We start from the raw sequence: 10,897 nt of genomic DNA on the forward strand, positions 1-10,897 counted from the left end.
CCTGTTCGCCGTGGAGACCCGGCCTGGAGCCGGCCGGTCTGGGGCTCCCTCGCCTCCCGCGCGAGCGTCGCGAGTAGGGCGCCGAAGAAGCGGCGAGCGGGGTGCGACAGGTTCCATTGCGTCGATTGACTCCGTATCGTATCTGCCCTGGAGCGAGGGGTTATCGCCCGCCGCGATTCGGTACGGTCACGCCGTCATGATCTTGTGGCACCTTGTAGGTTGTACCCGATACGGGTGTGTAACGCCGGGAGGAGCTGGCCTTGACCAAATGGGAGCCGGCCACCGAGGCGGAGGTGACGCTTCGTGACGCGTTGCTTGCCAAGGACCAGCAACGATACTTCCGCGTGCTGGCCCGCACGGAGCTGTTGCTACCCGTCTCCGCGCAGGCGCTGGCCGGTCAGGCACCGATGAACTGGGGCACGTGGACCACCGGTGGTCGAACCCACGTGCTGGCGTTTACCTCGGATGCCGCGCTACGCGCCTGCCTCGGTGAGCACGCGGGCGCGAACCGCCGAGCCCCCTACGCTGAGCTTGCCGAACATTGGCCCAACCACGAGTGGTGGCTGGCGGTCAACCCGGGCTTGCCCATCGAGGGCTACCTGCCGGCCTGGTATGTCGCCCAGCTCTCCCGTGGTGACGTCCGCCTGCCCGGTCGCACGATGGGGACGCGGGCCCGGCTGGAGCGCGACGAGGCATCCTCCCGACCCCGTCCCTTCGGGCGCCGGGACGGGGCGCCGGCCGCCGGGGCAAACGGGCCGGACCGTGCTCCGCGCGCTGGCCAGGCGCCCGAGGGCGTCGCCCCCCTGCGTCCGTCCCCACCTGCGTCGTCCTCGGGTGCGCCGCTGCGTACCCCAGCCGACCTGCGTGCGGCTACCCTCCGGCGGCCGATGATGGACGCTGGTCGCCTCGCCGGCGGGGAGCCGACGGCCCCCGGGGCTCGCCCACCCGGGCCCGGCCTCGGCCACCATCCCGGGAGTGGATCCGCGTCCCCGACGGAGCAACCCCGCGGTCGCCCCGGACCGCCGCCCAGCCGCCGGTCCTTCTTCGAACCGGCCGCGAGCCGCAGCGACCGGGATGAGCAGAGCGTCCGACCGTCACGCCTTGCTCGGGGCGCGCAACAGTTCCCGCGCCGCCGGCCGGCCAGTGAACCGCCGCCGGCCGCGTCGCCGATGTTCTCGGCCCGCGCCACGACCCAGGTTGACCAGGACGCCGCCGCCCCGTCCGGCGAGACAGCACCCGGGCCGGTTCCGCAGCAGACGTCGGCCGAGGAGGCCCGGACCGTCCGTTTCCCGGTGCCCGACCCGGCGACACTTCGGCGGTACGCCCGTCGCAACGCCGAGGAGGAGAGAGCCCTCCAACCGCGCCCCACCTCGGCGGAGTCGGAGCCGAGCCCGATCGCTGAGCCGGTGTCCGGTCCGCTACCCCGGCGAACGCCCCCGCCGACCGTGATCGAGGGGACAGTCGTCGATGCCCGGAATGGGAGCGCCACCGGTACGGCCGACGTCTCGGCGACCGTATCGATGATGACGGGCGTGGCTCCCGTCAGCGGAGAATCAGCGGTCCCGGCCGCCGGCGAGCCGACGCTGTCCGACACCGACGTTTGGGCCGAGGCCACGCTCCGGATCGGCGTGGCGGGAGCGGATGACCTTTCCACGCCCACGTCCTCGCCCCTGGCAGCTGTGCCCCCGGAATTCGAACCGGCCAATGAGGTCGAGGCGGACCTCGTCACGGCGGCCATCAGCGGCAACACCGACACGTTCCTGTCGACGCTGCTGCTTGCCCAGGTGCTGCTTCCGGTGGCAGCCGACTCGGCGCCGGACAGCCGGCCCGGCGGCACGGGGTTCGTCTGGCGGACCGAGGAGCAGGATGGGGAGGTGTCCGTGGTCGTCTACACCTCCCCGGAGCGGCTCGCCGACCACACCGCCGAGACCGTCGAGACCATCCGAGTCCGTTTCGTGCAGCTCATCCAGCGGTGGCCGGACCGGTCGTGGTCGTTTGCCGTCAACCCGGGAACTCCGATCGGCACGACGATGCCCGGTGAGCAGATCGTCGGGCTCGCCAACTGGGCGGTGGAGGTGGGCCTGGGCGCGGATCGGCCAGAGTCAGAGCCAGGGTTGGAGCCGGAGCCAGCGGTGTCGGCTGCGTCGGCGCCGGTCGACTCACCCGCAACTGTCGAGCGGCCGCGTTACCGGCCGCCGAGCCCCGATGCCACGAGTCCCGTTCTGATGCAGAAGGCGGTGGCTGCCAGCCAACTCGCCTACTATCTGGACCGGGGGTACGACCGCGTCTCCGGTTTCGTGCACCGGGCGGCCGAGCTGGCCCACCTGACCACCCCGGCTCAGCTCTATGACGCGCTCGGCCTGGGCTACCCCGGTTCTCCCTTCGAGCGGAGCGCCGAGAAGATCTACGTACTGCGGTGGCCGGCGTTCCGGCCGAACCTCTACCGCATCCCGTACGGCGGGCAGAGCGAAGCCGCGATGCGAGCCATGGAGGGCTGGGTGATCGAGCGGCCGCCGTTTCGTGGCAACGGCTTCGCCCCGAGCGAGAGTAGCGATGTCGTGGCGGAGTTCAAGGTCGACAGTGCCCGGCTGCCGCACGGCACGCAGCTGTGGCGGATCGGCGCGGACGGCGCCGAGCGGCTCGTCGCCACGTTGGATGTGGACGCACTGCGGTGGCGACAGGCGGGTGACGGGTGAGACGAGACGGGTACGTGGCTCGCTGGCAGGACCGCGAATATCAGGCCAGCCCGGACGGTGACGACATCCGGCTCTATCAGCACGAACCGGGTGCGGGCTTCACCCAGGTGCGCCCCGGCCGCCACCTCCGCGTCGTGCCGGCCGCCGAGGTTGACGAGCTGACGTACATCCGTACCACCTGCACCTGGCAGGGGCAGCCGTTCATCGTGTTGGGCGAGCACGACGGTTGGCTGCGGGTCGAGTACACGGGTGGGCGCTGGCCGGTCGCCGAGGCGATGGGTCTTGAGGCGTTCGACTACGGCGTCTACCAGGGCTGGGCACCGGCCGCCGAGGTCCGCGACCTGCGGGAGCTCCGCGTCTAGCGAAGGTCAGCTAGGACTTCGCCCAGCGTAGGATCTCGCCGAGCACGATCTCCGGGGCCTCCAGGTGGGGGAAGTGCCCGACCTGGTCGAGCAGGCGCCACTCGTATGGGGCCACCACGTACCGGCCGGAGCCCTGGGCGGTACGCGGCAGGATCGCCCGGTCGAGGGCGCCGTGTAGCTGCAGGGTCGGCGTGACGAGGGGCTTCTGCATGAGCCGAACGAAGCGGTAGCCGTGCAGCCGTAGCGCTGACCGGAAGGCCCACCGGTAGCCCTCCAGGGCGCAGAACGCCGCCTGCGGGATCCGCATCGCCGTCTGGCACCGAGCCGCGTACGGTTCGAACTCGGGGCTGTGCACCCAGCGTGGCCCGCCCCAGCGGCGCAGGATCTCCGCTACCGCCGCCCCGTCGTCGCGGGTCAGCACGTGCTCGTAGCGCGGCAGCTGGAACAGCAGCGTCGGAGTGGAGGCGGCGAACTGGCCGCGCGGATCAGCGAAGATCGCGGCCCGTAGCCGGAGTGGGTGCGGGGCGCCGAGCACCACCAGTCGGCGGACCAGCGTCGGGTGGAACGACGCCGCTGTCCAGCCCAGTAGCCCGCCGGCACCGGAGCCCACCACGGTGGCGGAGCGCTCGCCCAGCGCCCGGATCAGGCCGGCGACATCGCCGGCCAGGGTGTATCCGTCGTACCCCCGGGGTGGCTTGTCACTCGCGCCGTAGCCGCGTAGGTCGACCGCGACTGCCCGGAACCCGGCGTCGGCGACCGCCGGTAGCAGGTTGTGCCACGCCCACCAGTGCTCCGGAAAGCTGTGCAGGAAGAGCACCATCGGGCCGGTCCCGGCCTCGACCACGTGGAACCGGCTGCCGTTGGCGCCGACGAACCGGTGCGTCCACGGCCCCTCGGCGAGGACGCAGGACTCGTCAAGGGCCGCGTCGCGCTGCTCGGTCATGTGCCACAGCCTAAGGCCCGGGTCACAACCGGTCCGGACGCGTGGCGGACGAGCCTGGAACCGAGCCCGTGTCGGTACCGGTGCCAGGAAGGGCGATGCCCGAGCCGGTCGCCGGCCCGGGCATCGCCCTCGGGTGGTGCTCGTTACCTGAACCGAACCTTGATTGAGGTGCCCTTCTGCTTCAGTACCTCGATCTTCGTGCCGGTTGCGGGGAGCTTCACCCCGTGGTTGGGCAGCTCCTCGTACCAGTACTGCTTGGTGTCGTCGAAGAGCGGCTGCGCGGCCTGGCCCCGGATGTACTGCGGCTGGCTGTCGATGTGCAGCGTGAACGAGTCCGCCTTCTGGAGGCTGAACGGCGCGTCGTACACCTGGACCCGGGCCCGCCATGGTTCGCCGGTCAGGTTGTAGATCGGCCGCGGGCGCGAGTCGATGTAGAGGTTGCGCCCCTCACCCGGGTGCGCGAACGTGTCGTTGTCCGCCCAGCGGGTGTTCCAGTAGGAAATCAGCAGACCCTCCTGGTACGCGTAGTGGTCCACCCAGTCCGGACGGGTGTTCTCGTACCCGAAGTAGTACGGCCCGGTCTTCAGGTACTTGTCGTACGAGACGTACGACCGGTGGCCGGCGATGTAGTAGTTGTCGAAGAGCTGGGTGTACTTCTCCCCAGCGATGCTCCAGCCGGCGAGGTTCCAGTCGCCGGCACCGGCCTCCCCACCGTCGTTGAGGATCGTCTCGCCGTCGGCGGTGACCGTGATCTCGTCGCCGAAGAAGCCGCCCTCGGAAACCCCACCGTCGGTCTGGTAGCGCAGCCGGAACTGGACTGACTTCCCAGCCTGGGCATCCATCGGAAGGTTGACGTCGACCCACTCGTCGTTGCTACTACCGTCGAGGGCGAACCGACCGGGGGAGATCTCCTTGAACGGCGTGCCGTCAGCGGTACCGGGCAGCGGCGTCCAGGTGTCCCCACCATCCTCGGACACCTCGAAGAAGAGGTAGTCGTAGTCGGCCTCGATGCTGTAGCGGCCCTTCATCGTCAACGCGGCAGACGACTTCCCGGTGAGGTCAAGCGTCCGGGTCATCGTGTTGTTGAGGCCGTCCTCGTTGCCGGAGAAGAACTGCTTCGTGCCGGCGAACGGTGCACCGTTGTCGAACTCGTACTCGCGCTCCGGGAGCACGACCACGGCGGCCTGCGGCTTCTTGGAGTTGTACTCCTGTGGCCCGAGCGTCATGGTGCGCTTCTGCCCCGCGACGACCACCTCGTAGTCGAGCCAGCCGAGCTGGAGCTTGTTCCAGGCACCCAGATCGCCACCGCGCTCACCGATGCCACCGTCGCCCTTGGCGCCGAGCCGGCTCTGGGCCATCAGCGTCCAGTGCTCGTTGTTGTTGTCGCCCCCACTGACCACGTTGTAGTCGTCCGGCAGGCCGAGGTCGTGGGCGTACTCGTGGTAGAAGACGCTACGTCCGCCGTTCTCCGGCTGGATCGTGTAGTCACCGATCCAGATGCCGCTGTCGCCGATCTGGGTGCCACCCGCCGGGAAGTTCGGCGGGCCGGTGCGGCCCTGGTCGGAGGCGAACGCGTACCACCGGTGACTCCAGATCGCGTCCTCGCCCTGGTGCGGGTCGCTGTTGGCCATGTCGCCACCGGAGTGGACGATCTGGAAGTGGTCGATGTAGCCGTCCGGCTCGTTGAAGTCGCCGTCGGAGTCGTGGTCGTACCGGTCCCACCGGTCCATCGCCCTGAGCTCTGCGGCGATCTCCGCGTCGGTACGGCCAGCGGCCTTCTGGTCGGCGACCCACTGGTTCGCGGCGTCCCGCACCAGGGACCAGACGTTGGTGCAGACACTGCCGCCACAGACCGCCGGGTCGTCACCGTTGGCGTCGGTCGGGTCGTCCAGGGAACGGCCGTAGCGGGCCGCGTTGTACTGGACCTTGACCCAGTCGGTGACCGTGCCCTCCACGCTGTACCGGCCCGAGGACTGGGCCTCGAAGTACTGCTTTACCGACTCGTCGCCGTCTCCCTCGCCGAAGTACAACGTCCGGAAGTAGTCGGCGCTGTAGTCCGCCTGCCAACTCGTGGAGTTGTCCAGCGCCCGATCGGGCTCCGGGATCTCGTTGTGCAGCGGGCCGTCGAACCGCGCCGGCCCCGGCCAGGTGGGGGCGGTGTCCTGGTCGGGATAGGCCGGGTGCCGCTCGTTGCCGAACTCGGCCAGGATCACGAAGATCCGGTCCGTGCTCTCCCGGGAGAGTTCGACGTACTGGTCCTTCTTGCCGCGGTGACCACGGGCGGTCGGTGAACCGCCGTTCGTCTCACCGACCTTGACGACAGTGCTGCCGTTGACTCGCTGCGATGTCGCCTCGCCGGAGAGGACGCTGCTCAGGCCCTCCTGGCGCAGCGCCCGTCGCTTCTCCTCGAGCGGGTTGGGCAGATCGTGGTCAACGTGGGCAGGCTCTGCGGCTGAGGGAGCCGATGTCGGCTGCTGGAGCTTCGGCGCGGCGCTGGCGGATGGTCCGACCGCCAGTCCCGTTGCCGTCAGCGAGAGCCCGAGTAGACCCACTGCGACTTTGCGCACGCGGTACCTCCGGGTGTGAAGGAAACCGGCCCAGCGGGGGGCATGGGCCGGTGCGACGATCCCACGGATGGGACCACTGGTGAAGATAGACATCGTTGTTGATGAGGGGAAGACCGTCCGGCCACTTTGTTGCAAGAAGTTGTTTGTAACGCGTTCCGGCGTCATACACCTGCCGGCCAGTCAAGCCCCGCGCGGCTGGCCGGCACTGCCGGTGCGGTCCGGCTCAGTCCTCGCCCCCACCAGTGCCCATGCCGGTGGCGATGAGCTCCATCACCGAGGAGTCCTGCAGCGTGGTCACGTCGCCCAGGGACCGGTTTTCCGCCACATCCCGCAGTAACCGCCGCATGATCTTGCCGGAGCGGGTTTTCGGAAGCTCCGGCACGAGCATGATCTGCCGCGGCTTCGCGATCGGCCCCAACGTGCGCGCGACGTGGGTACGCAGGTCCGCGATGAGTTGAGCCCCCGCCGCCCCCTCGGTCTCGGCGTTGGCTCGGGGGATGGCGAAAGCGACGATCGCCTGCCCCGTGGTCGGATCCGTCGCGCCGACCACCGCCGCCTCGGCCACCGACGGGTGTGACACCAGGGCCGACTCCACCTCGGTGGTGGAGATGTTGTGCCCGGACACCAGCATCACGTCGTCCACTCGGCCGAGCAGCCAGATGTGGCCGTCGTCGTCCTTCTTGGCGCCGTCCCCGGCGAAGTAGACCCAGTCGCCGCCGGCACCCGCACCTGCGCCGAAGCGCGACCAGTACGTCTCCACGAACCGGTTGTCGTCGCCCCAGATGGTCCGCAGCATCGACGGCCACGGGTCCCGAAGCACGAGGTAGCCACCGCCGCCGTTGGGCACCGGCTGACCCTGGTCGTCCACCACGTCGCCGTTGATCCCCGGTAGCGGAGTCATCGCCGACCCCGGCTTGGCGTGGGTCACGCCGGGCAGCGGAGAGATCATGATGGCGCCGGTTTCGGTCTGCCACCAGGTATCCACAATAGGTAGCTGTCCCCCGCCGACGTGCTGCCGGTACCACATCCAGGCCTCCGGGTTGATCGGCTCGCCAACGCTGCCCAGGAGGCGCAGGGAGGACAACTCGAACCCGGCGGGGATCTCCTCACCCCACTTCATCATCGTGCGAATGAGAGTCGGGGCGGTGTACAGGATCGTCACCCGGTACTTGTCGACCAGCTCCCAGAACCGGCCCCGGTGCGGGGTGTCCGGCGTGCCCTCGTACATGACCTGGGTGGCGCCGTTGGAGAGCGGGCCATACACGATGTACGAATGGCCGGTGACCCAGCCGACGTCGGCGGTGCACCAGTAGACATCGCTCTCCGGTTTGAGGTCGAAGACCCCGTGCATCGTGTACGAGGCCTGGGTCAGGTAGCCGCCGCTGGTGTGCAGGATCCCCTTCGGACGGGCGGTGGTGCCGCTGGTGTACAGGATGAACAGCGGGTGCTCGGCGTCGAAGGCGGTGGCCTGGTGCTCGACCGACGCCCGCCCGACCGTCTCGTGCCACCAACGGTCCTTCGTCGACCAGGCACACTCCTCGCCGGTGCGGCGGACCACCAGCACGTGCTCCACCGAAGGGCAGTTCGACACCGCCTCGTCAACGGTCGGTTTGAGCGCGGAGGGCCGGCCCCGCCGGTAGCCGCCGTCGGCGGTGACCACCACCTTCGCCGCGGCGTCCTGGATCCGGTTTGTCAACGCGTCGGCGGAGAAGCCGCCGAAGACCACACTGTGGGTGGCGCCGATCCGGGCACAGGCCAGCATCGCCACCACGGCCTCTGGCACCATCGGCAGGTAGATCGCCACCCGGTCGCCGGCCGTCACCCCGAGCTCGGTCAGCACGTTCGCGGCCTGACAGGTCAGCTTCTTGAGCTCCGCGTAGGTGATCGTCCGGGTGTCACCCGGCTCGCCCTCCCAGTGGATCGCGACCCGGTCACCCCGACCGGCCTCGACGTGCCGGTCCAGGCAGTTGTACGCCACGTTGAGCTGACCGCCGACAAACCACCTCGCGAAGGGCGGGTTCGACCAGTCGAGCACCCGCTCCCACGGCTTCGTCCAGGTCAGTCGCTGGGCCTGCCGTTCCCAGAAGGCCAGCCGGTCGGCGTCCGCCGCGGCGTACGCCGCGCTGGTGACGTTGGCGCTCGCGGCGAGCTCGGCCGGTGGCGGGAACTGGCGCGTCTCGTGCAACAGGTTGGCCAACGCCTCGCTCATGCCTGCTCCCTCGTTGCTTGGGTGACCTGCGTCTCGGTGCAGAGGTTAGCCCGCCGGCCGGGCGCAGGCGACCGGCGGGAGCACCGGATCGCGCCGAACGGAGCCTCCCCCGCGCCGGGTGGCAGGGCGCCGGCGGGCTTCGTGCCGGGTGGCATGGCACCCGGCGGGCGGTACGAGCGATCCCGATAACGTGGCGGGGTGACCGATGACCCGCTCGCCCCACTGCTCGCCCTCGCCGATGTCGCCGCTGCCGTGGAGCGGGCCCGCGAGCGCTTCGACCAGGCCCAGCGGCACCGCGCCCTGCGCCGGCACGGCGGTCGGGTGGCCGCGGAGGTCAGCCTCCGCTGCGCGGTGGCCAGCGCCGCCCTCGAGGGGCACACCCATGATCGCGAGGAGGTTCGTGCCGGCACCGTCACCGAGCCGGTGCTGCAGGGCGCGCTGCGGGTCGCCGGGGCGCTGCCCGGGCTGACCGACCTCTGGCCGAAGGCACCCCGGCAGGCGCTCGCGAAGCTGCACGTGCTCGCCGCGCGGGAGCTGGTGCCGGAGACCGACCTGGGGCGCCCGGTGCCCGACGCGGTTGTGGCGGCTCGGCTGGACGGGCTGGCCGCCCTGGTGGCCGGGGGAAGCGCGGCGCCGCCACTGGTGCTCGCCGCGGTTGTCCACGGCGAGCTGTTGAACCTGCGGCCCTTCGCCGGCCCGTCCGGGGTGGTCGCCCGCGGTGCCGCCCGGCTGGTGCTGATGTCCCGGGGCGTTGACCCGCGGGGCCTGCTCGCCGTGGACGTCGGGCATCGGGAGCGGGAGCCGGAGTACGTCGGCTCGGCCGGGGCCTTCGCCACCGGAACCCCGGACGGGCTTCGCTCGTGGCTGCGGCACTACCTGAGCGTCGTCGAGGTGGGCGCCGACCAGCTCACCGCGATCGGCGATGAGGTGCTCGCCGCGACGCCGTAACCCCTTCTCGCCCGACTCACCCTGCCCCGATCCGACACGCAGCCGGCTGCGGTGGTCAGGTCGTCGGGGCGGTCCGGGTCCGACGGTGCCGGCCGTACCAGGCGATGCCGATCGCCACGCCAACCCCGACGCCGAGCGCGGCGGCGGCGACCGGCACGGCGGGGCGATCCCGCAACCGTCGCCCCAGTGGAATCGGGTGCCGGAACTCCAGCACCGGCCAGGAGTTCTCCGCGGCGAGCTTGCGGAGCTGGCGGTCCGGGTTGACCGCGGTCGGATGGCCGACGCACTCCAACAACGGCCGGTCCGTGTACGAGTCCGAATAGGCGTACGAGCCGCTGAGGTCGTAGCCCCGCGCGAGCGCCAGTTCGCCCACCGCGTCCACCTTGGCCGGGCCGGCCGCGTAGAACTCGATCTCCCCGCTGTAGTGGCCGTCCACCACGGCCATCCGGGTGGCGATCACATCGGTCACCCCGAGCAGCGCCCCGATCGGCCGGACCATCTCGTCTCCGGAGGCCGAGACGAGCACGACGTCCCGGCCGGCCGCCTGGTGCTCCTCGATCAGGGCAGCGGCTTCGGCGTACACGTAGGGGTTGATCAGCTCGTGGAGGGTCTCCGCGACGAGCTGGCGGACCTGCTCCACCTGCCAGCCCTTGCACAGCTCGGCGAGGTAGTCCCGGGTCCGGGCCATGGTCTGCTCGTCGGAGCCGCCCAGCCGGAACATCAGCTGCGCGTATGCCGACTTGACAACGTCTCGTCGGGTTATCAGCCCGTCTCGGTAGAACGGCCGACCGAACGCCAGTGCACTTGACTTGGCGATGACGGTCTTATCCAGATCGAAAAAAGCGGCGCTTCGGCCCACGGCGCGCAAGTCTAGCCCGATGGTCTATCGTCTGCGGGGGCCCGGGTCCGTCAACCCCTCGGACGGGTGCGATGCGATCGATTCCAGCCCCGTTTTGAGTGACCGCGTTCACACCTCTGGGCAGAATTTCAGCGGGGAGTGGAGGCGGCGCCACTCGACGTAACCAGGTTCGCTCAGGCAGACTGTCGACACAACAGGTGTTCATCTTTCGGACAACCGGCAAACTCTCGGCGGTTGCGCCCCCGTGACCGCTGAGCGGTTCGGCTCGCCCCCCCCGGAGCCGGACCCGACGACCCCCGTCTTCCCCCCGACG

Annotated in this window: 7 protein-coding genes; 3 read left to right on the forward strand and 4 right to left on the reverse strand. The window is 70.2% G+C overall.

The features are described from left to right. Positions 1-260: 260 nt before the first annotated feature. Together B118_RS0111195 and B118_RS0111200 are read left to right on the forward strand one after the other, a co-directional pair. Positions 261-2,696 carry an SseB family protein gene (locus tag B118_RS0111195; protein ID WP_028192775.1) on the forward strand — a complete coding sequence of 812 codons (2,436 nt, stop codon included), beginning with the start codon at positions 261-263 and terminating at the stop codon, positions 2,694-2,696. Beyond that, a complete protein-coding gene (locus B118_RS0111200; protein WP_026270776.1) occupies positions 2,693-3,058 on the forward strand; it encodes a hypothetical protein in 366 nt (121 codons plus the stop codon). Before B118_RS0111195 ends, B118_RS0111200 begins: the two co-directional genes overlap by 4 nt. Before the next feature lie 10 nt (positions 3,059-3,068). Here the strand turns inward: B118_RS0111200 and B118_RS0111205 are convergent, their stop codons facing one another. The 3 genes from B118_RS0111205 to acs all read right to left on the reverse strand — a co-directional run bounded on the left by B118_RS0111205 (position 3,069) and on the right by acs (position 8,777). Beyond that, on the reverse strand, positions 3,069-4,001 hold the full coding sequence (locus tag B118_RS0111205; RefSeq protein ID WP_018811842.1) for an alpha/beta fold hydrolase: 933 nt from the start codon (positions 3,999-4,001) through the stop codon (positions 3,069-3,071). 143 nt (positions 4,002-4,144) lie between these two features. Further along, complete coding sequence (locus B118_RS0111210; protein ID WP_018811841.1) at positions 4,145-6,553, reverse strand: immune inhibitor A domain-containing protein; 2,409 nt, start codon at positions 6,551-6,553, stop codon at positions 4,145-4,147. Positions 6,554-6,791: 238 nt separating this feature from the next. Further along, positions 6,792-8,777 (reverse strand): acetate--CoA ligase, encoded by a 1,986-nt coding sequence (gene acs, locus B118_RS0111215; protein WP_018222478.1) that lies wholly within the window; start codon positions 8,775-8,777, stop codon positions 6,792-6,794. Positions 8,778-8,975: 198 nt separating this feature from the next. On the opposite strand from acs, the gene B118_RS0111220 reads away from it, so the two are divergent. After that, positions 8,976-9,725: a Fic family protein gene (locus B118_RS0111220; protein WP_018222479.1), complete on the forward strand. Its 750-nt coding sequence runs from the start codon at positions 8,976-8,978 to the stop codon at positions 9,723-9,725. A 55-nt stretch (positions 9,726-9,780) separates the two neighbouring features. On the opposite strand, the gene B118_RS0111225 is transcribed toward B118_RS0111220, so the two are convergent. Further along, positions 9,781-10,584: an HAD family hydrolase gene (locus B118_RS0111225; RefSeq protein WP_018222480.1), complete on the reverse strand. Its 804-nt coding sequence runs from the start codon at positions 10,582-10,584 to the stop codon at positions 9,781-9,783. Positions 10,585-10,897 lie beyond the last annotated feature (313 nt).

Source organism: Salinispora pacifica CNR114 (assembly GCF_000514775.1).
GTDB classification, from domain to species: Bacteria; Actinomycetota; Actinomycetes; order Mycobacteriales; family Micromonosporaceae; genus Micromonospora; species Micromonospora pacifica.